General features: G+C 71.0%; 21 protein-coding genes, 2 tRNA genes and 1 riboswitch. Of the genes, 5 read left to right on the top strand and 18 right to left on the bottom strand.

The features are described 5' to 3' along the window. Nucleotides 1–49: 49 nt before the first annotated feature. A tRNA-Arg gene (locus KY462_08560) sits at nucleotides 50–122 on the bottom strand. A 221-nt stretch (nucleotides 123–343) separates the two neighbouring features. On the opposite strand from KY462_08560, the gene KY462_08555 reads away from it, so the two are divergent. Further along, nucleotides 344–1,012: a protein phosphatase 2C domain-containing protein gene (locus tag KY462_08555; protein ID MBW3577772.1), complete on the top strand. Its 669-nt coding sequence runs from the start codon at nucleotides 344–346 to the stop codon at nucleotides 1,010–1,012. Between the two features lie 90 nt (nucleotides 1,013–1,102). Further along, complete coding sequence (locus KY462_08550; protein ID MBW3577771.1) at nucleotides 1,103–1,429, top strand: AraC family ligand binding domain-containing protein; 327 nt, start codon at nucleotides 1,103–1,105, stop codon at nucleotides 1,427–1,429. A gap of 31 nt (nucleotides 1,430–1,460) precedes the next feature. Here the strand turns inward: KY462_08550 and KY462_08545 are convergent, their stop codons facing one another. The 7 genes from KY462_08545 to KY462_08515 all read right to left on the bottom strand — a co-directional run bounded on the left by KY462_08545 (nucleotide 1,461) and on the right by KY462_08515 (nucleotide 9,853). Continuing rightward, a complete protein-coding gene (locus KY462_08545; protein MBW3577770.1) occupies nucleotides 1,461–2,237 on the bottom strand; it encodes a glycerophosphodiester phosphodiesterase in 777 nt (258 codons plus the stop codon). Next, the gene (locus KY462_08540) at nucleotides 2,234–3,586 is read right to left on the bottom strand and encodes an SLBB domain-containing protein (protein MBW3577769.1); all 1,353 of its coding nucleotides are present in this window, start codon (nucleotides 3,584–3,586) and stop codon (nucleotides 2,234–2,236) included. The genes KY462_08545 and KY462_08540 overlap by 4 nt, the downstream gene beginning before the upstream one ends. A 2-nt stretch (nucleotides 3,587–3,588) precedes the next feature. Then, nucleotides 3,589–7,356, bottom strand: a complete 3,768-nt coding sequence (locus tag KY462_08535) for a multifunctional oxoglutarate decarboxylase/oxoglutarate dehydrogenase thiamine pyrophosphate-binding subunit/dihydrolipoyllysine-residue succinyltransferase subunit (protein MBW3577768.1) — start codon at nucleotides 7,354–7,356, stop codon at nucleotides 3,589–3,591. A gap of 187 nt (nucleotides 7,357–7,543) precedes the next feature. After that, nucleotides 7,544–7,750, bottom strand: coding sequence for a dodecin family protein (locus KY462_08530; protein ID MBW3577767.1), 207 nt, complete (start codon nucleotides 7,748–7,750; stop codon nucleotides 7,544–7,546). Nucleotides 7,751–7,848: 98 nt separating this feature from the next. Next, nucleotides 7,849–8,322, bottom strand: a complete 474-nt coding sequence (locus KY462_08525) for an FABP family protein (protein ID MBW3577766.1) — start codon at nucleotides 8,320–8,322, stop codon at nucleotides 7,849–7,851. A gap of 21 nt (nucleotides 8,323–8,343) precedes the next feature. Further along, complete coding sequence (locus tag KY462_08520; protein MBW3577765.1) at nucleotides 8,344–9,363, bottom strand: hypothetical protein; 1,020 nt, start codon at nucleotides 9,361–9,363, stop codon at nucleotides 8,344–8,346. Next, entirely contained in the window at nucleotides 9,356–9,853 is a 498-nt protein-coding gene (locus tag KY462_08515) for an FKBP-type peptidyl-prolyl cis-trans isomerase (GenBank protein ID MBW3577764.1), read from the bottom strand. Before KY462_08515 ends, KY462_08520 begins: the two co-directional genes overlap by 8 nt. A 164-nt stretch (nucleotides 9,854–10,017) precedes the next feature. On the opposite strand from KY462_08515, the gene KY462_08510 reads away from it, so the two are divergent. Further along, nucleotides 10,018–10,806: a type 1 glutamine amidotransferase gene (locus KY462_08510; GenBank protein MBW3577763.1), complete on the top strand. Its 789-nt coding sequence runs from the start codon at nucleotides 10,018–10,020 to the stop codon at nucleotides 10,804–10,806. A gap of 18 nt (nucleotides 10,807–10,824) precedes the next feature. Here KY462_08510 and KY462_08505 read toward each other — a convergent pair whose 3' ends face one another. The 4 genes from KY462_08505 to thrC form a co-directional block, all read right to left on the bottom strand. Continuing rightward, entirely contained in the window at nucleotides 10,825–11,643 is an 819-nt protein-coding gene (locus KY462_08505; GenBank protein ID MBW3577762.1) for a formate/nitrite transporter family protein, read from the bottom strand. Between the two features lie 150 nt (nucleotides 11,644–11,793). Continuing rightward, nucleotides 11,794–13,410: a cell wall-binding repeat-containing protein gene (locus KY462_08500; GenBank protein MBW3577761.1), complete on the bottom strand. Its 1,617-nt coding sequence runs from the start codon at nucleotides 13,408–13,410 to the stop codon at nucleotides 11,794–11,796. Between the two features lie 164 nt (nucleotides 13,411–13,574). Beyond that, a complete protein-coding gene (locus KY462_08495; GenBank protein ID MBW3577760.1) occupies nucleotides 13,575–13,850 on the bottom strand; it encodes a MoaD/ThiS family protein in 276 nt (91 codons plus the stop codon). Between the two features lie 15 nt (nucleotides 13,851–13,865). Beyond that, nucleotides 13,866–15,125, bottom strand: coding sequence for a threonine synthase (gene thrC / locus KY462_08490; protein MBW3577759.1), 1,260 nt, complete (start codon nucleotides 15,123–15,125; stop codon nucleotides 13,866–13,868). Nucleotides 15,126–15,212: 87 nt separating this feature from the next. Then, nucleotides 15,213–15,344: riboswitch (SAM riboswitch) on the bottom strand. Between the two features lie 126 nt (nucleotides 15,345–15,470). Here thrC and KY462_08485 point away from each other — a divergent pair. Then, nucleotides 15,471–16,421 carry a glucosyl-3-phosphoglycerate synthase gene (locus KY462_08485; GenBank protein MBW3577758.1) on the top strand — a complete coding sequence of 317 codons (951 nt, stop codon included), beginning with the start codon at nucleotides 15,471–15,473 and terminating at the stop codon, nucleotides 16,419–16,421. Here KY462_08485 and KY462_08480 read toward each other — a convergent pair. The 3 genes from KY462_08480 to KY462_08470 form a co-directional block, all read right to left on the bottom strand. Further along, nucleotides 16,418–17,632, bottom strand: a complete 1,215-nt coding sequence (locus KY462_08480) for an AI-2E family transporter (GenBank protein ID MBW3577757.1) — start codon at nucleotides 17,630–17,632, stop codon at nucleotides 16,418–16,420. The two genes, KY462_08485 and KY462_08480, sit on opposite strands and share 4 nt — an antisense overlap. A 100-nt stretch (nucleotides 17,633–17,732) precedes the next feature. Next, nucleotides 17,733–18,329 (bottom strand): LytR C-terminal domain-containing protein, encoded by a 597-nt coding sequence (locus KY462_08475; protein ID MBW3577756.1) that lies wholly within the window; start codon nucleotides 18,327–18,329, stop codon nucleotides 17,733–17,735. Then, nucleotides 18,326–18,637, bottom strand: a complete 312-nt coding sequence (locus KY462_08470) for a DUF3263 domain-containing protein (protein MBW3577755.1) — start codon at nucleotides 18,635–18,637, stop codon at nucleotides 18,326–18,328. The genes KY462_08475 and KY462_08470 overlap by 4 nt, the downstream gene beginning before the upstream one ends. An 82-nt stretch (nucleotides 18,638–18,719) precedes the next feature. Between KY462_08470 and KY462_08465 the strand changes: the two genes are divergently transcribed. Next, a tRNA-Thr gene (locus tag KY462_08465) sits at nucleotides 18,720–18,792 on the top strand. A gap of 30 nt (nucleotides 18,793–18,822) precedes the next feature. Here KY462_08465 and sigH read toward each other — a convergent pair. The 3 genes from sigH to cysS form a co-directional block, all read right to left on the bottom strand. Beyond that, complete coding sequence (sigH, locus tag KY462_08460) at nucleotides 18,823–19,491, bottom strand: RNA polymerase sporulation sigma factor SigH (GenBank protein ID MBW3577754.1); 669 nt, start codon at nucleotides 19,489–19,491, stop codon at nucleotides 18,823–18,825. Between the two features lie 224 nt (nucleotides 19,492–19,715). Further along, entirely contained in the window at nucleotides 19,716–20,477 is a 762-nt protein-coding gene (gene rlmB / locus KY462_08455) for a 23S rRNA (guanosine(2251)-2'-O)-methyltransferase RlmB (GenBank protein ID MBW3577753.1), read from the bottom strand. Between the two features lie 3 nt (nucleotides 20,478–20,480). Further along, the gene (cysS, locus tag KY462_08450) at nucleotides 20,481–21,971 is read right to left on the bottom strand and encodes a cysteine--tRNA ligase (protein MBW3577752.1); all 1,491 of its coding nucleotides are present in this window, start codon (nucleotides 21,969–21,971) and stop codon (nucleotides 20,481–20,483) included. Nucleotides 21,972–21,994 lie beyond the last annotated feature (23 nt).

The raw sequence follows: 21,994 nt of genomic DNA, 5'->3' as shown, positions 1-21,994 counted from the left end.
GGAGGCGCAAGACAGACGCCCAGAGACCGAGTCACGAAGGCCGGGAACGCGCCCCCGGTAGGAATCGAACCTACGGCGCATGGTTTAGGAAACCACTGCTCTATCCACTGAGCTACGGGGGCTCGCGTCCGGAGGGTACCTGCCGACGTGAGACACCCTCCGGCTGTGCCGACGTGGTAGGAGGAGACAGGGACGGGGGTAGCTGTCGAGGTCGACCTCCGCGCCCGCTCCGGCGGCGTTCCGTGCTGCGCCGGTCTCGAGCCGGCTGACCGTCCGACCTGCCACCGACAGCGACCTCGGGCTCGGTACGGTCGAACGGATGCGGACGAACGAGGGAACTGTCGTGCAAGTCGGGGCGGCCAGCGACATCGGTCGGGTCCGGGGACGCAACGAGGACGCGCTTCTGGTCGACGACGACCACAACTTCTTCGTGGTCGCTGACGGTCTCGGCGGGCACCCGGCTGGCGACGTGGCCAGCCGGACCGCGGTCGAGACGCTCGACCGCCACCTCGACGACCTGTCACGCGGGGACCCCGCGGACGCGCTCGTGTCGGCTCTGCGTGCAGCCGACGACGCGATCCGCTCCGAGGCCGCGACCGATCAGCGCCGAGCCGGCATGGCGACGACAGCGGTCGTCGCGCGGGTCACGGACGGCGGCGAGGAGGCGTGGGTGGCCCACGTCGGAGACAGCCGCGCCTACCTCGTCCGGGAAGCGGACCTGCGGCGGATCACCCGGGACCACACCACCGGTGGCCTGTTCGGTCGGGGCAGCATCACCCAGGCGCTCGGCACCGGGGACGGGATCGACCCGGACGTCACCCACATCGACCTGGTACCCGGGGACCGGCTGCTGCTGTGCACCGATGGGCTCACCGACATGGTCCCCGAGGACGCGATCGCCAAGATCGCCGCCGCGCCCGACGACCCCCAGGCCGCCTGTCAGCGGCTGGTCGACGCGGCCAACGAGCGCGGCGGTGTGGACAACATCACGGTCATCGTCGTCGAGGTCTGACGCAGCCGTGGCGCCGACCGCCCATGACGACACCCCCGTCCACGTATCCCGGCGGTGGCCCGACCAGCGTCGGACGAACAGGAGGAGCAGATGGGAGGTTCGATCACGCGCGACGAAGCCGGCCGCGAGGTCAGCGCTGCTGACCTCGAGCAGCGTTTCGGCCGCGTCGGGCTGACTCCGCGGACGTTCAGCAACGCCCCCGGCGACACGTACGGAGCACACAGCCACCCGACGCACAAGATCCTGTTCTGCGCTGAAGGATCGATCACCTTCCACACCGACGACGGTCGCCTGGAGATGAACGCCGGTGACCGCCTCGACCTGGAACCGAACACCCAGCACCGCGCGACCGTCGGACCGGACGGCGTCGTCTGCGTCGAAGCACACACCGACGGGCCCGACGCGCTCCCGAGCTAGCCGCCTGCGAACACCCGAGCACGGACGATGCTCACGCGTACGCGACGCCACGATCGTGCAGGAGCGTTTCGAGGACGCTGGGGCGGTCGGTGATCAACCCGTCCACCCCGAGGTGGATCAGGCGTGACATCTCTTCGGGTTCGTTCACGGTCCACACGTGCACCGCCAAGCCGGCGCGGTGCGCCCGTTCGACGAACGCGGTGGTGACGACCTCGACGTCACCGTAGGTCGCCGGGACTTGCACCGCGTGGACCGACGGGTGGTCGCGCCCCCACCGATCCTCCCACAGCGCCACGACCTCCTCAGGGGCCAGCGACGTGCTGATCTGCGGCGCGGCGTCGCGGAACGACCGCAGGGCGGGCAGGTGGAACGACCCGACGATCACGTCGTCGCTCCGACCGTATGCGGCGAGCAGGCCCGCCAGCGGCTCCTCGTAGGGCTCGACGTGGGGGGCGGTGTCCTTGATGTCGAGGGTGAGGAACGCCTCAGGGAAGGCGTCGAGGACCTCCCGCAACGTGGGGATCGCGGTGTCGTCGGACTGTTCTGCTGCCAGCACCGACCGCTCGCGGACGTCGGACAGTCTCAGCCCATCGACCTTCCCGGGCCGACCGGTGACCCGGCGCAGGTCACGGTCGTGCGCCACCACCAGCACGCCGTCGGCCGTGCAGCGCACGTCGAGCTCCAGCCCGTCGGCGCCGGCCCGGACCCCGGCGCGGAACGCCCGCATGGTGTTCTCCGGAGCCTCGAGCGCTCCGCCGCGGTGGGCGTAGTGGAGCACCCGCCGCTGCAGCCACGGGTTGTCGTTCACTCCTGGGCGTACGTCCAGTCGGGTTGCTTGAGATGGTAGGTCTGGTCGAAAACCACCTCGCCGGTGTCCAGATCGATGCTGTCGATCTTGGGCACCATCGCCTCGCGCTCCGACCAGCATGGCCGACCGATGTGGTCGGAGTACTCCTCGGCGTAGCGGTGCAGGGTGCTCCCGACCATCAGCTGCTCACCGACCGGCAGGTAGCAGCGGTTTTGGTCAGTGACCTTCGCCGCCCGCTCCAGCAGAGCGTCGACGTCATCGTCCACCCCATCCCCGCGGTCGATGCGGTTGAGGATGTCCGTGAGCGTCTCCGTACCGAGCATGCACGCCCAGCACTGACCACACGACTCGACCGCCAGAAAATGTGACAGCATCGCCATGACCCGGACGATGCAGTGCGACGAGTCGTACACCACGAAGCCGCCGCTGCCCAGCCCGGCACCGGCTTCCGCCAACGAGTCGAACCCCATCGGGGTGTCGAGCATGTCTGGGGTGATCACCGCTTGAGCGACGCCTCCGAAGATCGCCTTGACGTCGGTTGCGCCGGCGATGTCCTCGACCAGCGTGCGCAGCGGTGTGCCCAGCGGCAGCTCGTAGACACCGGGTGACTCGACGTCGCCGACGACCGTGAACACCATCGTCCCGGGCGACTCGCCGGTCCCCACCTCGCGGAACCACTGGGGACCCTTGCTCACGATCAGGGGGACGTTGGTCAACGACTCGACGTTGTTGACCAGCGTTGGGTTGGGGCTCTGCATCGAAGCGAACAGCCCGACCTGGTAGGGGGCCACCAGCCGCGGCATCGGCAGCTTGCCCTCGACGACCTCGAGCATCGCCTTCTCTTCGCCGAACAGGTACTCGTCGGGGCCGCCCACCAGGTCGACGCGGTCGGCACCCTCCCATCCGGCCTCGGCGACGTCCCCGACCGCGTCGGCGATCTTCTGGATCTGCTCCTTGAACTTCTTCTTGATCGCGATGTAGCCGCGCTCGGCCCCGACCGCGTACATGGCGATCAGGACCCCTTCGACGAACTGGTACGGGTTCGTGGTCATGATCGCCCGGTCCTTGTAGGTCCCGGGCTCACCCTCGGCGGCGTTGGCCACCATGTACACCGTGGAGTCGGGATCCTCCTGACCCGCCTTGCGGACCGAACTCCACTTGATCCCGGTCGGGAACCCGGCGCCACCACGACCGCGCAGACCCGAGTCGCTGACCGCGCGGATCACCTCGTCGGGCGGGCCCTGCAGCGCCGTCGTCAGACCCTGACCCCCGCCGCGCGCGAGGTAGTCGTCGAGCGACAGGATGGGCTCGTCGGGTAGCAGCCGGCGTCCGGCATCGAAGGGCTCCACGGCTAGGTCTCCCTCCGGGCGAAGGCGCGCCGCAGCAACTGCTCCTGCTCCTGCTCGTGCACGGTGTGGCTGCCGGTTGCTGGGCTGGCCGACTCGGGCCGCGCGACGTGGGTGAGCTCCAGGTCACGTTCCCGCAGGATCCGGTGCAGCCGGGAGTGCACGTACGGCCACGGCCCCATGTTGTCGGGTTCCTCCTGCAGCCACATGACCTGTGACGCGTTGGGGTAGCCGTCGAGGAGCTCGCCGATCTGGTCCCCCGGCCAGGGGTAGAGCTGCTCGACGCGGACGATCGCGGCTGGCGCGCCCTGGGTGTCGCGCCGCTCCATCGCCTCGTACGCGATCTTCCCGCTGCACAGGATGACCCGCTCGACCGCGCCGCGGTCGGCCACACCGGTGTCGTCGAGCGTCTCGTGGAAGTGGCCTGTGGTGAACTCCTCGACGTTGGAGGCCGAGTGCTTGGCGCGGAGCAGGGACTTGGGGGTGAAGACGACCAGCGGCTTGTGGTGACCGTCGCGGTGCTTCTGGCGGCGGAGCAGGTGGAAGTACTGCACTGCCGTGGTGCAGTTGACCAGCTGGATGTTGTCCTCCGCAGCGAGGACCAGGAACCGCTCGATGCGGGCGGAGGAGTGCTCGGGCCCCTGACCTTCGTAGCCGTGCGGCAGGAGCAGCACCAACGGCGAGGTCTGACCCCACTTGTCCTCGGCGGCGACGATGAACTGGTCGATGATGATCTGTCCGCCGTTGACGAAGTCACCGAACTGGGCCTCCCAGATCGTGAGCGCGTCCTTGTTCGCCACCGAGTAGCCGTACTCGAAGCCCACCGCGGCGTACTCCGACAGCAACGAGTCGTAGATGAAGAACTTGCCCTGGTCGGAGCTGAGGTGGGCCAGCGGAGCGTGCTCCTCACCGGTCTCGTAGTCGACCAGCACGGCGTGCCGTTGCGAGAACGTGCCGCGGCGGCTGTCCTGCCCGGCGAGACGGACCCAGATGCCCTCCAGCAGAAGCGACCCGAACGCCAGCTGTTCGGCCAGGGGCCAGTCCACCCGTGCCTCGTCGCGGTAACGCTGCGCCGCCCGATCGAAGAGCCGTTTGAGCTTGGGATGCATGGTGAAGTGGTCAGGCTCGGTGAAGATCGTGTCGACGACGCGGTCGAGTGCGTCCTTCTTCACGCCGGTGTCCACGGGTGGGAGGACGCCCCGGGGCGGCGCGGGCTGACGCGCCACCGGGACGTCCGGCGGCCGAGAGTCCTTGGTCTTCTCGAACGCCTCATCCAACCGACGTTGGAAGTCGTCGAGGAGCTCCTCGGCGTCCTCCATCGACATGTCGCCACGCTTGACCAGCCGCTCCGTGTACTGCTTGCGCACCGACCGCTTGTTCTCGATCTTGGAGTACATCAGTGGCTGGGTGTAGGAGGGGTCGTCGGCTTCGTTGTGGCCGAGCCTGCGGTAGCACACCAGGTCGATCACCACGTCCTTGTGGAAGGTCTGGCGGTAGTCGAACGCCAAGCGTGCGACCCGCACGACCGCTTCGGGATCGTCGCCGTTGACGTGGAAGATCGGGGCCTGCACGGCCCGGGCGATATCGGTCGAGTACTCCGACGAACGCGCCGCCTCCGGTGGGGTGGTGAACCCCAACTGGTTGTTGATCACGATGTGGATCGTGCCGCCGGTGCGGTACCCGCGGAGCTGGCTGAGGTTGAACACCTCCGCCACGACGCCCTGTCCGGCGAAGGCCGCGTCGCCGTGGACCAGCACCGGCAGCGTCCGGAAGGTCCCCGGCTCGTCGATCAGGTCCTGCTTGGCGCGGGTCATCCCTTCGACCACCGGGTCGACCGCTTCCAGGTGCGACGGGTTGGACGGCAGGGTGACGCGGACCTCACCACGGGCGCGTGAGCGGAACACCCCGGTCTGGCCGACGTGGTACTTGACGTCTCCGGACCCTTGGACCGTCTGCGGGTCGATGTCGCCCTCGAACTCGCTGAAGATGTCGCGGTAGGACTTGTCGAGGATGTTGGCGAGGACGTTGAGGCGGCCGCGGTGGGCCATCCCCATCACGACCTCCACCATGTGTGACAGGCACGCCTGCTCGAGCACCGCGTCGAGCAGGGCGATGAAGCTCTCGCTGCCCTCGAGGCTGAACCGTTTGTGCCCGAGGTACTTGGTGTGCAGGAACCGCTCGAAGGCTTCTGCCGCGTTGAGGCGCTGGAGGATGTGGCGCTTGTCCTCCGGCGGCAGATCCCACTCGATCCCTTCGACGTGCGCCTGGATCCAGCGTTTCTGGTCGGGATCCTGGATGTGCATGTACTCGATGCCGACGGTGCGGCAGTACGCGTCACGCAGCAGCCCCAGGATCCGCCCCAGAGGCATCGTGCCGTTCCCACCGATGCTGGTGACGAACTCACGGTCGAGATCCCAGATCGACAGGCCGTACGTGATCGGGTCCAGCTCCGGGTGCATCTGTGGCGGCTTCTGCGCCAACGGGTCGAGGTCGGCGATCAGGTGACCGCGGACGCGGTACATGTGCGCCAGCTGGTCGACGTTGGCCTGCTTGTCCAGCATCGCCAGGTCGGAGTCCAACGGGCTGACGTCCTGGCGCCAGCGGGCTGGCTCGTACGGGATCGTCAACGCAGCGAAGACCTCGTCGTAGAAGCCGTCCTCGCCGAGCAGCAGGTCGTGGATGCGGTGCAGCCACAGGCCGGACTCGGCTCCCTGGATCACGCGATGGTCGTAGGTCGAGGTGAGCGTGATCTGCTTGGACACGCCGATCTTGGCCAGCGTGCGCGGGTCGGCCGCCTGGTACTCGACCGGGTGGTCGATCGCACCGACACCCAGGATGACGCTCTGGCCCTGCATCAGACGGGGGACCGACATCACCGTCCCGATCGTGCCAGGATTGGTGATCGTCATGGTGGTGTCGGCGAAATCCTGCGGCTGGAGCTTGTTGGTGCGGACCTTGCGGATGAGACCCTCGTAGGCGTCGAGGAACGCCTGGAAGTCGAGCGTGTCCGCGTCTTTGATCGACGGGACCAGCAGCAGACGCTCCCCGCCGCGTTCGACGTCGACGGCGAGGCCGAGGTTGACGTGGTCGCGACGCACCACACCGGGCTTGCCGTCGACCTCCGCGAACACCAACCGCATGTTGGGGACCGCGTCGAGCGCGCGGACCGCGGCGTACGCGATCAGGTGCGTGAACGACAGCTTCCCGCCGTAGACCCGGCGCAGGTAGTTGTTCGCGATCGTGCGGTTGACCTCGAGGAGCTTGGCGGGCACCGTCCGCACGCTGGTGGCGGTCGGGACCTCCAGGCTCGCCTCCATGTTCTCGGCGATGCGGGCCTTGATGCCGCGGAGCCGCTCAGCTCGTGGCTCCTCGGGTGCGGCAGGGGGTTGCTCGCGGGGCGGCTCCTCCTCGATCGGCTCCGGACGGCCTTCGCGGCGAGCTGCCGGCTCGGCGGTCTCGGCGGGGCTGCCGCGGGTCGCCGCGTCCTTGTGCTTGGCGTCCTCGACCGACGCTTCCGCCGCAGCGGCCGGCTCACCACGGGCGCCGGCCTTGGCCCGCGCGCGCGTGGCCACATCGTTGGCTTCCGTGGTCTCGACGCGAGCGCGATCAGGCTGGTCCTCGCGGCGGTAGTCCTCGAAGAACTCCTGCCAGCTCGGCGAGAGCGAGTCGGGATCGGCCAGGTACTGCTCGTAGAGCTCGTCGACGAGCCAGGTGTTCACCCCGAAACCGTCGCCGCCGGCGGTCGAGGGAGAGGAGGAGGTGGTGTCAACCATCGTGCGAGTGTTCTCCGCGTTTTGTGCCGATGCTACCCAGCGCCTCCTGGGCCACACCGGCCGCGTGCGTGCGGCCCCGGCGGTTCCCCGCTCGCACGATCAGGCGGGCGGCGACCCGGCGCGCCAATCGCGCGCCCGCCAGGAGCCGGTCAGCACGCGTGATCAGCGTCAGGCGAGGGGCCGCTGCTCACTCCTCCAGCTCGAAGGTGACCAGCATGTTCACCTGGTAGCCCGCGATCCCGTTGTCGCCGACCTCGACACGCTGCTCCTTCACCCAGGCGGAGCGCACGTTTCGCAGCGTGCGCTGCGCACGCTGGATACCGCGTTCGATCGCATCCTCGAAGCTCTGTTCGGACCTGGCGCTGAGCTCGGTGACTCGTGCGATGGACGCCATGGAGACCCCTTCGGTTCGTTGAGTGGTTCCGTTCCACCATGGACGTGGATCGCCCCGGACGCTGGTGGGTCCCACCGGCGGTCGGACACCCGTGGGTCTCAGCTGCGGCGCAGCTCCGCGTGCAGGTGGTGGGTCTCGGGCGTGTCGCCGTGAGCCATCCACAGGTCGTAGCTGAGAGCCTCGCCGTCGACCTGGAAGCGGCGCCGCACGGAACGGACCGGCTTGGCGGTGGCAGCCAGGCCGATGGTGGTGGCGCGGACGTCCATCACGGTCCCGTCGTACGGACCCTGGTAGACCTCGACGATCCCGGTCGGTTGGGCGATCAGCAGCTCCACGCGGCCGGGATCGCCGTGACGCAGGAACCCGCTCTCGGCGTGCAGCGGCCGGCCGTCGTCGCGGTGGCGGGTGCGCTGCGTGTAGACGAGGAACTGCTTGCCCAGGTGCTCGAACGTGACCCGTTCGACGTAGGCGAAGTCATCGATGGTGGGGTAGTGGCCGGTCCCCTGTCCCTGCCAGGTGCCGAGGAGGCGCTGGAGCGTCCCGAGGTCGGGCTGTGGTCGCTGGTCACCCACCGGCGTCCTTGCTGGGTTGGCCTACCACGGTCGGTTGCTGTGGGCGTCTGCGTCGGCGTCGTCGCGGAACCGGTCCCAGGCGTCGATGGCGGCGGCCCACCCGGCGCTGCGGTGCTCCACCGCGAGCCGGAGGTTCCATCCGCGGTCGCCCTCACCGCCGGCCATGTGGTACCAGGCCAGGTCGGCGGCGACCGCCTCGGTGAGAGCGTCGAGGTCGGCCGGGAACGGCAGCGACGTCGCCCGGTGGACGAACCACAGCAGCGCCGAGCGGGCCGCTGCCATCCCGCGGCGTCGGCCGTACGCCCCGCCCGACGCGGCGGTCCATGCCAGCTGCGCCAGGGCGTCGGGGGCGGGCAACGGGGCGATCGCCACCGCGCCGGGGAGGAGGGCCGCAGCGGCGCCGGCCGCCTCTCCCCGGACGGTGACGACGTGACAGCCGCCGTTGGACCGTTCCGCCCACTCGCTGGCGACGTCGGCCAGGGCGCGCCTGACGTCGGGCAGATCGACCGGCGGAGCCGGCACCGAATCGGCGGGACGGTGCTCGACGTCGATCGGGTCGGGGCCGCCTTCGTGGCGGTCGTAGGGGCGGTAGGTGGGCAGCGGGTAGGGCGGTTCCCACGGCTGCAGCCGCAGTGGCAGGTCGAACTCTTCCGCGTGGGCGCGGCGGTCGCCGGTCAGGTCCTCGCCACGGATGACGCGCTCCTGCGCGACCGTGGCCGCCGTCCACGGTGCCGGCAGGTGGTCGGCGAGGTCATCCCAGCGGTGGGTGGAGCCGGCGACCTCGGTCAGCGGGCCGAGCGCGAACCGGCCGGCACCAGGCTGGCACACGGCCGCCGCGTAGGGTCCGGGAGCCTCGAGCGCGAGCCGGTACTCGGCGAACTGCGCCACCGGCCACAGCTGCTTGCCGAGCTCGACGGCGGCCTCGCAACGGTCACGCAGCACGACGAGGCCGTCCCAGTCACGACGGTCGACCAGCCGGTCGATCTCCAGAAGGAGCTGGCTGGGGTCGGCCCGGTGGATCAGCGCTTCGAGGTCACTCATCCAATGCCACCAGGTCGACCACGAAGATCAGGGTGTCGGCCGGCCCGCCCCCCGGTGGGTTCTCGCCGTAGGCCTCGTGCGGGGGCAGGATGAGCACCCGCCGGCCCCCGACGCGCATCGCCTCGATTCCGTCGGTCCCGGCGATGCCCTTGGCGAACCCGGGCAGGACCTGCGCGAGCGAGAACCTCGCCGGGATGCCGCGGTTCCAGGACGAGTCGAGCTCCTCCCCGTCGGCGTGGCGCACGCCGACGTCGTGGAACGTGGCGATGTCGCCGGGTGCTGCCGACGGGCCGTCTCCGACCACCAGGTCATCGACGGTGAGCTCGCGAGGCGGCGGCTCGTCGGGGACCGTCACGTGGGGCTCTTGGCCGAGATGGACCGTCCGCCGCGTGGGGTGGCTGCCGGTGTCGCCACGACCGCCGCCACCGTCGTTGCCGCAGCCGCCCAGCGCCACTGCGATCAGCGCGATCGCCAACCACCACGTCGCCATGACCGGCAGGGTTCCTCCTGGGTCCCGCAGGACCGGGAGGCTACCCGCGAACCGAAAGCTCCCTCCCGACGTCGCAGCGCCGCTGGCGTTGTTTCCCTGGCGGGGCGGGCCGCGGAGACTCAACCAGGCGTCACGGCGCCGGTCGAACACTACGCTGGCCGGCCATGACCGAACCCCCCGAACCCGACCACGACTACGGCGAGACGCTCGTCGTGCAGCACGCGAAGACGGCGGGGCCGAGCGCCCTGACCCGGGTCCTCGACGCGCGCGCGGGAACCCGACCGTGGCGGCTGGTGGATGTGGCGGCCGGCGCCCCGTTCCCCGACCTCGACGACGTGCGCGGGATCGTGGTCCTGGGCGGATCGATGGGCGTCCACGACGCGGCTGACCACCCGTGGCTGGAAGGGGAGATCGCTGGGCTGCGAGCAGCTCTCAGGCGGGGCGTGCCGCTGTTCGGGATCTGTCTGGGGGTGCAGCTGCTGGGAGCGATCCTGGGCGGCGAGGTCCGCGGCCGCGGCGTTCCCGAGATCGGGTTCGTCCCGCTCGAGCGGACCGCAGAAGGACGCGACGACCCGGTGTTCGCCGGCTGGCCCGACGGCGCGGCGGCACTGTTCCTCCACGACGACGAGGTGGTGCGTCTCCCGGACGGCGCGATCGTGACGCTGACCGGCTCGGACGGTGTGGCGGCGTGGCGCGCGCCCGACGAGGTGTCCTACGGGGTGCAGTTCCATCCCGAGGTGGACGCCGCCCAGGTCGCGGCCTGGTGCAGCGAGCCCCGCAACCGCATCCGCTTCGAGCGCGCCGGGACGGATCCCGACGCGCTGGCGTCCGAAGCGGACCGGCGTGAGCCGTACGTGCGCGCCGTGGGCCTCGCGCTCGTCGCGCGTTGGCTCGATGCGGTCGTCGGCCGTGACGACCCCGATCCGTCCCGCGGGCGCCGCGCCCGGGCGTGACCGCACGCACTGGGCGGCTCAGTGGCTCTCGATCTGCTCCCGCGGCGGAGGTGGGCGGCCCCCGGCGGCGCGGCGTGCGGAGCTGCCGGCCTGCACGAACCGGATCACGGTGACCAGCCCGACCCCACCGACCATGTTGCCCAGCGCCGCCCAGGCGAACACCGAGAGCCAGTCGAGGTAGGAGTAGGGCGCTCCGGCGATCAGGCCGGCGAACATCTCCAGCGACGCCACGATGCAGTGGTTGATCTCGGCGGCGGCGAGCAGGAACCCCGCCCCAGCGGACGCGACGATCTGCGCACCGCGCGAGCGGGTCGACTCCACCATCCACGTCATGACGGTGATGATCATCCCGGCCAGCATCGCCATGGCGAACGACCGCCAGCCGATGCCCAGCTCCGTGAAGTGCTCGCCGAGTTTGATCGCGGTCGGACGCAGTTGCGGGAAGCCGCTGATGACCAGGGCTGCGACGACCCACCCGCCGGCGAGGTTGAGCACCGCGGTGCCGGTCCACAGCCGCAGGATCGAGTACACGCCGTGTTCGGTCCCGAGCATCCCGGCGATCGGGACGAGGAAGTTCTCGGTGAACAGCTCGCTGCGGGCCAGGGTCAGCGCGACGAACCCGAACGAGAACGCGATCGCCCCCACCAGGAGGTTCTCGTCGGTGTTGTGCAGGACGAGCATCAGCGCGAACACGCCGATGCTGACGTCCACCCCTGCGGCCAGGCCGGTGCCCACCAGAGCGGGGATCGTCCGGGTGAGGCGCCGTTGACCTTCCTCGACGGTCAGCTCGAAGGCGGACTCGACCTCCTCCGGCTCATCCTGCTGGCCCTCCGCCATGGTCGGCCTCCGATCCGGCGGTCCGAGGGTCGCTGCACCCTACGTCAGCGGCGATCGCGTGGCGCCCGGCGACGGGCCGGTCAGCCACCAGCCACGCTGACAGGCCTAGCAGGCGCGTCGCACGACGCCCCACCACGTCCCCGTCGGATATCACCGTGCCCAGTTCGCGAACGACGCGACCCGGCGCACGACCGGGTCGCTGACCGCCGCGGTCCCGCCGACGGCGTGCACCATCTCGATCTCGGTCGCCCGGTCGCGCAGCCACGGCCACAGCTCGTACTGCAGGTCAGCGTCGGCTCCATCGGCCAGGACCAGGACGTGGCCGGTGCGGGCGACCGCCGGCCCGGCAGCGACCGCGTCGGGGAAGTTCCCTCCGGTCGCGACGTACACCTCGGCCGCGGTCGCCGTGCCGGCGCCGAGCAGCTCCTCAGCCAGCCGCAGAGACGTCTCGTGGCGGGTGGGCCCGAACACCCGGCGGGTGGCGTGACCGAGGGCGCGGACCTCGTCCTCCACGGCGGGGTCGATCGCGACGTGGCCGCCGACGATGCGGACCTCGCTGACGTCGGCACGGGCCAGGAGCTGCCGGGTGGCGTCGGGCAGGAGGTCCTCGCGGGTGAGGAGCACGGGCACGCCCTGACGGGCGGCGACGACGCTCCCGGCGAGCGCGTCCGGCCAGGACCGGTTGGGGTCGCTGTGGGAGCCGAGAGCCAGCAGCGGTGAGACCGGTCCGCTGGCTCCTTGCAGGACCTCCCGGGCGACGTTGCCCGCCACCTCGAACGGGTCGCTCCCCGCGATGCGACGCAGGTCGGCGGCGGCCAGCCCCGCCTCCTCGACGAGCTCGCGTTCCACGTCGCTCGAGAGGCGCTCAGGCGTGCCGACCAGCACCGCTCGCGTCGCGCCGAGCCGCCGGATCTCGTCGGCGACGGCCTGGGGCACGGGATCGGGTCCTTCCGCCCAGACGGTCAGTACCGGACCGCCGAGCTTGGCGGCCAGCGGTGCAGCGGCGAGCGGCTCGACGTGGAAGTTGGCCGGCGCGACCACCACCGTGGTGGCAGTGGAGAAGCTGTGTTGCGACAGCGCGACGGCGGTCTCGATGCGGTTGCGGCCCGCCACGCGGTCGTACCGCCCCGGCGGCGGAGGCGCGCCCTCGGGGCCCCATACCCGCCCGGCGTCGAACGCGGCCCGCAAGGCCGGGTAGGAGTTGATCTTGGGGCTGCCCCAGTCCCGGCCGTGCCAGATCTCGAAGTGGGTGTGGTCGACACCGCACGGGGCGTTGCCCGACGACCCCACGTAGGCCACGTGCTCCCCGCGCTCGACGCGGACCCCCTCCAAGGTGCCGCGGCGACCCAGGACGTCCACCAGGCGCGGGGCGAACGCGCCGTCCGCGCCACCGAGCCCGTCGCAGCCCTGTGGTCGGCCCGGGGTGTCGTTGTTCAGGTGCACGTAGAAGTAGCTGTGCCCGTCGTCACCGTTGATCAGCAGCGAGAACGACGAGCAGTACGCACCGGGTGCGCAGTCCTCGCCGGCCGCGCGTCTGATCACGCCGGAGGCGGCGGCGTAGACCTGATCCATCTGGGCGCCCATGATGTCGGTCCCCGTGTGGGTCCGTCCGGCCGCGCGGGCCTCTCCCCAGGTGTCGGTGAACTGCACCGGCAGCTGCTGTGGGAACCACAGCGACGGGTCGTCGGCGTGCGCCGGCGCGACCGGGCCAACCGCCACGATGGCCAGCACGACCAGCAGTCGGCGGACGTGGAAGATCGCAGGCAAGAGACGGCTCCTGATCAGCGCGACGCGAACGTGCGGTGCTCGTCGGCCGTTCACGTCCCCACGCGCGACGGTGTGACCCGACGCCGGCGCCCACGGCGGGGGAACCTGCCAGGCCCGCGCCGATCGGACGAACGCATGGGCGCTGGACGCACGAGCGCGTGCGGTCAGCCTCCGGCGACGGCAGGGACGATCGACACGACGTCACCGTCCTCGACGGGGGTGTCCAGGCCGTTCAGGAAACGGACGTCCTCGTCCCGGACGAAGACGTTGACGAAGCGACGCAGCTGGCTGTCGTCGTCCAACAGCCGTTCGCGGAACCCCGGGTGGGCAGCCTCGAGCTGTTCGATCGCACCGCGCACGTCGGTCGCGTCGACCTGCGCCTCGGACATGCCGTCGGACAGGCTCCGCAGGGGACTGGGGATGCGGACGGTGACGGGCATCGGTTCCCTTTCCGGTCACCCGCGCGAGCGGAGCTGGCGCCCGAAGGCGTCCAGGGACGGTTCGATGTGGAACGCGGGACCCACGTGTCCGGTGAGAGACTCGACGGTCTTCAGGCCGTTCCCGGTGATCATCGCGACGACCTGTTCACCGGGGGTCACCGATCCCCTGCGGGCCAGCTTGGCCAGGGTGGCGATCGTGACGCCGCCGGCGGTCTCGGCGAAGATGCCTTCGGTCTCGGCCAGCAGTCGCATGCCGTCGCGGATCTCGTCGTCGGTGACGTCGTCGACCTCGCCGCCGGTGTCGCGCACCACGTTGACCGCGTAGTAGCCGTCAGCGGGGTTGCCGATCGCGAGCGACTTGGCGATCGTGTCCGCCTTGACCGGGCGGATGACGTCGCGGCCGGCCTTGAACGCGGCCGCGACCGGGTTGCATCCGGCCGCTTGCGCCCCCGAGATCCGCGTCGGGTGATCGTCGACGAGACCGTGGCGGACCAGCTCGCGGAACGCGCGGTGCACCTTGGTCAGCTGGGAGCCGGACGCCACCGGCACGACCACGTGGTCGGGCAGGCGCCAGCCGAGCTGCTCGGCGACCTCGAAACCGAGCGTCTTCGACCCCTCCGCGTAGTAGGCGCGCAGGTTGACGTTCGCGAACCCCCACCCCAGATCGTCGGCGGCCTCCGCGCACAGGCGGTTGACGTCGTCGTAGCTGCCCTTCACCGCGACCACGTTCGCCCCGTACACCGCGGAGCTGACGATCTTGGCTTCCTCGAGGTCGTGGGGGACGAAGACGTACGCGTCCATGCCGGCGTGTGCCGCGTGCGCCGCCACCGAGTTGGCGAGGTTCCCCGTCGACGCGCAGGCGAGCGTCTCGATGCCGAACGCGCGCGCCGCCTGCAGCGCGACGGACACGACCCGGTCCTTGAACGAACCCGACGGGTTGCGCGTGTCGTCCTTCAGCCACAGCCGGCCCAGCCCCAACCGGGCGGCGAGCCGCGGGGCGGGGCGGAGCGGGCTCAGTCCGGTCCCCAGGTCGTCGGGCAGTGGCCCGTCACGGACGATCGGCAGGAGCGGCGCGTACCGCCACAGCGTCGCCGGCCCCGCCGTGATCACGTCGCGGTGTGCGCGCGCGGCGACGACGGCGTCGTCGTAGACGGGTTCGAGCGGACCGAAACAGAAGCCGCAGACGTGGCTGGGGCCAACCGGCTGTTCGCTGCCGCACTCGCGGCACCGTAGCCCGGCCACGTTGCGGACGAGCCGCTGCTCGGAGCTGGTCACGTGCGTCCTTCACGTCGGCCACGGACGTGGGGGCGCCGGTACCTCAAAGCCTCCGCGGGTAGGCCGGGGAGGCGGATGCGAACCGCCGGCCCATCGTCCCACTCCACGGCGCCGGCAGGCGCCGCTCAAGGAGACCGGGTTTGGCACCGTTCCCGCCGCGTCCGCGGGGGGTTGCCGAGGCTTCTTCGGGCCCGAGCCCTCCACCTCTCCGGATGGGCGTCCGGATCATGCCGCGTCGAGCCGCTCCGGGCGGCGTCGCCGCACGAGTACGGTGCCATCCGTGGCCGTCCCTGGCAAATCGCAGCTGGGGACGGCCGTCCGTACGGCCTCGACCGGAGGCGAGACATGGCAGCGCCAGCCGCCTGGTTCGCCCACCTGACGTGGCGCTGGCAGGACGTCGACCCGGCGGCGGTGGCCGCGCACCGACGGCTCGTCGGCGACCGCGTCACCGTGGTGATCCCCGCGGTCGATGAGGCGGGGACCATCGCCGGGGTGATCGCGGCGGCGCGACAGGTCCCCGGGCTCGTCGACGAGGTCGTCGTGGTCGACGGCGGCTCGACCGACGGGACGCAGGAACGCGCCGCCGCAGCCGGGGCCCGGGTCGTCGATCAGCGGGCGGTGCTGCCGGAGGCGGGCCCGCCTGGAGGGAAGGGCGATGCGCTGTGGAAGGGTCTCGCCGTCACCGGTGGCGACCTCGTGATGTTCCTCGACGCTGACGTGCACGCGCCCGACGTGCGGTACGTGGCAGGCCTGCTCGCACCTCTCCTGGCTGACGCGCAGATCGCGCTGGCGAAGGCCTGCTACGACCGCCCGCTGCGCGTCGGCGACGTGGTCGATCCGACCGGTGGTGGGCGGGTCACCGAGCTGGTGGCCCGCCCACTGCTGGCGGCCTTCTGGCCGCACCTGTCCGGGCTGGTCCAGCCGCTGGCCGGGGAGTACGCGGGCCGTCGCGGCGTCCTGGAACAGGTCCCGTTCGTGGCCGGGTACGGGGTCGAGTTCGCCCTGCTGATCGACGTGGCAGCCCGGTTGGGGGCGAACGCCATCGCTCAGGTCGACCTCGGCACGCGCCGACACACCCACCAGTCGCTGGCCGCGCTGTCGGCGATGGCAGCCGAGATCCTGCACGTCGCCGCGACGCGGCTCCGCGCGGAGGGGCGGCTGACCGGAGAGGTGACAACGCTGCTGCGTCGCCCGCAACGTGATCGCTCCGGGAACCTGCAGCTGGGCGAGACGGAGGTGACCGTCGCGGAGCGGCCTCCCCTGACGACGTTCCGCGCCGGCTGTCACCCGGTCTAGCGGGGCGTGCGGGCGTCTTCGGGCTCGGCGGTCGCCTCCGTGGCCGGCTGGGCGCTCAGCAACTCCCGTGGCGCCTGCGGTGGGGATCGCCCCGCCGTCGCCGGCCGCGGCAGGTCCTCGGTCGCCCACGGGGCGCGCGTGGCGAGCAGGTGCAACAGCACCAGCTTGGCGGCGGCGATCGCCGGGACCGCCACCAGCATGCCAACGATGCCGTACAGCGATCCGGCGACGAGCAGGCCGAGCATCACGGTGATCGGATGCATCTCCACCGTGCGCGACATCACGTTGGGGCTGACGACGTGGTTGTCGACCTGCTGCACCACCGTCATCACCGCGACCACCCAGACCGCCTGTGACAGCCCGTCGCCGGCGGTGAGCGCCACCACCACACCGATCGCTCCCCCGACGAACGGCCCGATCAGCGGGACGAGGTTGAACACGCCCGTGATCAGCGCCACCAGTGCCCAGAACGGCAACCCAACGGCCAGCAGCCCCGCGGCGGTCGCCACGCCGACGAAGGTCGCGACCAGCAGCTGACCGCGGAAGTAGCCGCCGACACGCGCCATGATCCCCTCCGCGACGGACACGACCTCCGATCGCTGTCCCGGCGGGATGATCCGTCGCAACGATTCCAGGACGTTGGGCAGGTCGGCGAGGAGGTAGAAGGCGAGCACGGGGCCGAGCAGGACGATCACCGCGGCGTGGAGGATGCCCCGGGCCACCGATCCGGCGCTCGCGAGGATCTGGCCGAACTGCGTCCCGGTCCGCCCGAGCAGGTACTGACGGACCGTCTCTTGCGCCTGCAGCGACTCGGAGCCGAGCTCGACGCGGTAGTCGATCCCCAAGGTGTCCAGCTGGCGGTTGATCGCACCCTGCAACGACCGGCCCATCTCCGGAGCGCGGTCGCCCAACGCGGCGACCTGTTCGCCGATCACCGGGACGAGGAACGAAACCCCGGCGACCACCGCGCCGACCAGGACCACGTACGCCAGCGCGGCGCTGGCCACGCGGGGAACGCCACGGTCGGCCAGCCTGCGCACGACCGGGTTGAGGACGTAGACGATCACGACCGCGAGCGCCAGCGGCGGGACGGCGATCGCCAGCGGTCGCTGCAACAGCTGCCAGGCCACGTACAGCAGCGCGACGATCCCGATGACCGTCCACGTCCACCAGAACCACAGCCGGGCCCGGCGCTCGCGCTCGTCGGTCACATCCGCGTCCCGTCCGTCTTGCGCCGACGCGACGCTACCCGACGGCCGGCCACATCAGCGGCCGGCCGACGAGAACCCACGGCCACAGGTTGCCGCCTGATCACGGCTCGGGGTAGTCGGTCCCGACGACGACGTGGACCTTGACGGAGTCGGACAGGTTGTCGGGCTTCGCCTCGATGACCTCGTCTGGACTGGGCAGCGCCGCGGCGACCGCTTCGGCCGCGACGGTCTCATCCGCCGTGTGGAACACCGTCGTCCGGGCGTAGGTGCGCACCGCCCGGTTGACGGCGACCACCCTGTACCCGGCCTCGCGGAGGGTACGGACGGCGTGCGCGGCGCGGCTGCCACCGTCCGCGGCAGCGTCGAGGACCTGCACGGTGACCTGCGACGGGTCGACCGCAGGCAACGTGGCGGGGTCAGTCGGGGTGACGGTGGGCGACGCGGCGGTGGGCGGATCCTGCACAGCAGCCGTGTCCTCGATGGTGGGAGCGTCCTCGGTGGCGGTGACGGTGGGCGTCTGCACGGTGGGCCCCTCCGTGGTTCCCGTCCCGACCTCGACGTCGGTCGGCGTGGTCTGCAGCCGCCCGACTCCCCAGAACGCCGCCGCCACCGTGGCGACCAGCGCCACGCCGGCCAGGAGGTGGCGGACGACGGACGCGACGAAGCTACGGTCGCCGTCTTCGAGGTGCCTGCTCACCGGTCAGCGGACGAGTCGGTGCCGAGACGGCGGGCGGCCCGCCGACGCTGCCGGGCCGCCCGGAGCCGTCGCAGCCGCTTGACGAGCATCGGGTCGTACGCCAGCGCGGCGTCGTCGTCGATCAGACGGTTGAGGAGCTGGTAGTAGCGGGTCGGGGAGACGTCGAACCGCTGGCGGATCGCGTCCTCCTTGGCGCCAGCGACCTTCCACCACTCCCGCTCGAAATCGAGGATGGCGCGGTCACGTGCGTCGAGCTGGTCCGCTTCGGCGTCGGTGTGGTGACCCATCGGCGCTGCCTCCCCGGTCATGGCGCGAGCATGCCGGGCGAACCACATGCGTGCAACTAGGCGGCACCGCTACGGTTCCGGGCGGTACCCTCACACCGTGTTCGCCGGGTTAGCTCAGGTGGTAGAGCACGCGTCTTGTAAACGCGATGTCGTCGGTTCGAATCCGACACCCGGCTCGATTGCGGGTCGGCGCCGGTTCATCGAGCTCAAAGCCGACCGTCGGCGCCGCCGTCACGCAGGTGGTCTTCGAGCTTGCGCTTGATGCGCTGCAGGGCGTTGTCGACCGCCTTCACGTGCCGGCCGAGGTGGTCGGCGATCTCACGGTAGCTGCGCCCGTCGACGTACAGCTCGAGCACCGCGGCTTCGAGCCTGGACAGCAGCCCGTGACACGTCTCCTCCAGCGCGCGTCGCTCATCCGATGCGATCAGGATCCGCGCCGGATCGGCGTCGGGCTCGACCGCGACCGTGTCACCGACCGTGCCCACCTCCTGGTCCGCCAGCCACTGGGGCCGGTCGAAGGACACGTAGGAGTTGAGCGGGGCGTGCTTGCGGCGCGTGGCCGACCTGATGGCCGTCAGGATCTGGCGGGTGATGCACAGCTCCGCGAAGGAACGGAACGTCGAGTCGTGGTCGCCAACGTAGTCACGGATCGCCTTGTACAGCCCGATCATCCCCTCCTGGATGACGTCCTCACGGTCGCCACCGACCAGGAAGTAGGAGCGGGTCTTGGAGCGCGCGAAGCGCCGGTAGCGGGCGATCAGCTCGCGGATGGCGTGCTCGTCGCCGTCGCGAGCCAAGTCCACGAGGTCCTCGTCGGACAGCACGGTCGCGGCAGGGCGGCGCTCGTTCGGACCCCACAGCCGGGCATCGCCCATCCGCCGCGACCTCCCACCGACACGTCCGCGCGCAGTATCCGCAACGATCCGACGACCGGGCGATGACGAACGGACGCTGACCGCTCCCCCAGCGTAGCCGCGCCCACGCACGCAGCGGCCGACGTTCGCAGGCACGCCCGAGGCAGCGAACCGTCATCCCCTGCGTCGCCGCGCCCACGCACGCAGCGGCCGACGTTCGCAGGCACGCCCGAGGCAGCGAACCGTCATCCCCTGCGTCGCCGCGCTTCGTACAGCGCCACGGCTGCCGCGACCGAGGCGTTGAGCGACGCGACCCGGCCACGCATCGGCACAGCCGCCAGCTGGTCACATGTGTCGGCCACCAGACGGCTCAAGCCGCGTCCTTCCGCCCCGACGACGATGACGACCGGTTCAGCCAGCAGCTCGCAGTCGAAGATGGACAGGTCTCCGCCCGTGTCGAGGCCGACCGACCACACCGGACGCACCGCCAGCGCGGTCAGGGTGCGGACCAGGTTGGTCACCTGTGCGACGGGGAGGTACGCGAGCGCTCCCGCCGCGGCCTTCTCGGCAGCGGGGGTGACCCCCACCGCCCGGCGCGCAGGGACCAGCAGGCCGTGCGCCCCGACCGCCTCGGCGGTCCGGGCGACCGACCCGAAGTTGTGCGGGTCGGTGACGCCGTCGAGGGCGACGAGCAGCGGCGGCTGTCGTGGCGGCACCGCCGCCACGACGTCGTCCACGTCGTGGTAGCGGTAGGGCGCCGCCACCGCGACCACACCCTGGTGGGTCACGCCGCCAGCGAGGTCGTCGAGCTGATGGCGGTCGCTGTCGACCACCGCGGACCCCGACCGTCGGGCCAGGTCACGGATCTCGCCCAGGACGGGTGACTGGCGCCGGGACGGGTCGATGTGGATCTCGGCCACGTCGGTGCCTGCACGCAGTACCTCACGGACCGGGTGCAGGCCCGGCACGATCCGCGGCGGCCGGCGCCCCGCCCGGCGCGACGCCATCGATCAGATCTGAGCGGTGGGGAGCTCCGCGGCCTGCTCCTCAGCGGCGAGCGGTTCCGCGCCATCGTGGCGGAAGGTGTCCGGCTCGATGTGCCACCGTGGTCCTGTCGGCCGGTCCTCGACGGTGATGCCCGCCCGTCCCAGCAGGTCACGGATCGCGTCGGCCGTCGCGAAGTCGCGCTCGGAGCGGGCGGCGTCGCGCCGCCGGAGGAGCTCCTCGACCATCGGGCCGAACCGGCGCCCGAGTGCCTCGGCTGGCCGGAGCGTCTCGGCGATGCCCAGCCCCAGGACGTCGTCGCCCAACCTGACCACGGTCTCGGCCACCCCGCGGACCGCGGCCTTTGCGTCGCGTTCGCCGGCGTCTGCCCGACCGAACCACTCGTTGCCCGCGTTGACCGCCTCGTGCAGCGCAGCCAGCGCACCGGGTAGGTTCAGGTCGTCGTCGAGGGCCTCCTCGAAGGCGGCCACGTGCCGACGCCCCGCCTCGCGGGCCGGCTCGACGCCGTCGGCCGCGGCCCGCGCGTTCCGCACGAACGTCACGATCCTTTCGAACGCGTTCTCGGCCTCGTCGATCAGCTCCTCGCTGAACATCAGCGGGCTGCGGTACCCGGACGTCACGTACCACAGTCGCAGCGGCCCACGACCCCAGCGGGCGAGCGCGTCGTCGATCCCGACGACGTTCCCGACGCTCTTGGACATCTTGGTCTCGGCGAACTCCAGCATCCCGTTGTGCATCCAGTAGCGGGCGAACGGAGGCCCGTAGACCGCTTCGTGCTGCGCGATCTCGTTCTCGTGGTGGGGGAAGATCAGGTCGACCCCGCCGCCGTGCACGTCGAAGCCGTGCCCCAGGTGCTTGGCGGCCATCGCCGAGCACTCGATGTGCCAGCCAGGCCGGCCTTCACCCCACGGCGACGGCCAGCTCGGCTCGCCCGGCTTGGCGGCCTTCCACAGCGCGAAGTCCGTGGGATCCTCCTTCACGACCTCGGCCACGTCGGCGGGTTGCTGGGCGTCCTCGAGCCGCCGCCGTGACAGCCGACCGTACCCGGGGAAGGACCGCACCCGGAACAGGACGTTGCCGTCCGAGACGTAGGCGTGACCCCGGTCGATGAGATCCTGGATCAGCCGCTGCATCTCCCCGACGTGGCCGGTGGCGCGTGGCTGCACGTCGGGGGGGATCACGCCCAGCGCGTCCATCGCCCGGTTCCAGGTCCGTACGTATCGGTCGCCGATCTGGAAGGCCGACACGCCTTCGTGGGCGGCACGCGCGATGATCTTGTCGTCGATGTCGGTGATGTTCATCACGAACGTGGTGTCGTAGCCGCGGTAGCGCAGGTAGCGGTGGAAGACGTCGAACACGACCGCGAAGCGGCCGTGACCGATGTGGGGGTCGCCGTAGACGGTGGGGCCGCAGACGTACACGGCCGCGCGGCCATCGTCACGCGGTTGGAAGGGGACCTTCCTGCGTTCGAGCGTGTCGTGGATGTTGATCGTCATCGGCTCCTGGCGGTCGCGCCGCC

This window comes from Actinomycetota bacterium (assembly GCA_019347675.1).
In the GTDB taxonomy this organism is placed as follows: Bacteria; Actinomycetota; Nitriliruptoria; order Nitriliruptorales; family JAHWKO01; genus JAHWKW01.
This window is presented reverse-complemented; position numbering and strand designations above follow the sequence as displayed.

Bases quoted from the DNA above. Each gene is read 5' to 3' on its own strand.
- KY462_08550 (MBW3577771.1), top strand. From the start codon at position 1,103: ATGGGAGGTTCGATCACGCGCGACGAAGCCGGCCGCGAGGTCAGCGCT.
- KY462_08535 (MBW3577768.1), bottom strand. From the start codon at position 7,356: ATGGTTGACACCACCTCCTCCTCTCCCTCGACCGCCGGCGGCGACGGT.
- KY462_08530 (MBW3577767.1), bottom strand. From the start codon at position 7,750: ATGGCGTCCATCGCACGAGTCACCGAGCTCAGCGCCAGGTCCGAACAG.
- KY462_08520 (MBW3577765.1), bottom strand. From the start codon at position 9,363: ATGAGTGACCTCGAAGCGCTGATCCACCGGGCCGACCCCAGCCAGCTC.
- KY462_08515 (MBW3577764.1), bottom strand. From the start codon at position 9,853: ATGGCGACGTGGTGGTTGGCGATCGCGCTGATCGCAGTGGCGCTGGGC.
- KY462_08510 (MBW3577763.1), top strand. From the start codon at position 10,018: ATGACCGAACCCCCCGAACCCGACCACGACTACGGCGAGACGCTCGTC.
- KY462_08505 (MBW3577762.1), bottom strand. From the start codon at position 11,643: ATGGCGGAGGGCCAGCAGGATGAGCCGGAGGAGGTCGAGTCCGCCTTC.
- KY462_08495 (MBW3577760.1), bottom strand. From the start codon at position 13,850: ATGCCCGTCACCGTCCGCATCCCCAGTCCCCTGCGGAGCCTGTCCGAC.
- KY462_08485 (MBW3577758.1), top strand. From the start codon at position 15,471: ATGGCAGCGCCAGCCGCCTGGTTCGCCCACCTGACGTGGCGCTGGCAG.
- KY462_08470 (MBW3577755.1), bottom strand. From the start codon at position 18,637: ATGACCGGGGAGGCAGCGCCGATGGGTCACCACACCGACGCCGAAGCG.
- sigH (MBW3577754.1), bottom strand. From the start codon at position 19,491: ATGGGCGATGCCCGGCTGTGGGGTCCGAACGAGCGCCGCCCTGCCGCG.
- rlmB (MBW3577753.1), bottom strand. From the start codon at position 20,477: ATGGCGTCGCGCCGGGCGGGGCGCCGGCCGCCGCGGATCGTGCCGGGC.
- cysS (MBW3577752.1), bottom strand. From the start codon at position 21,971: ATGACGATCAACATCCACGACACGCTCGAACGCAGGAAGGTCCCCTTC.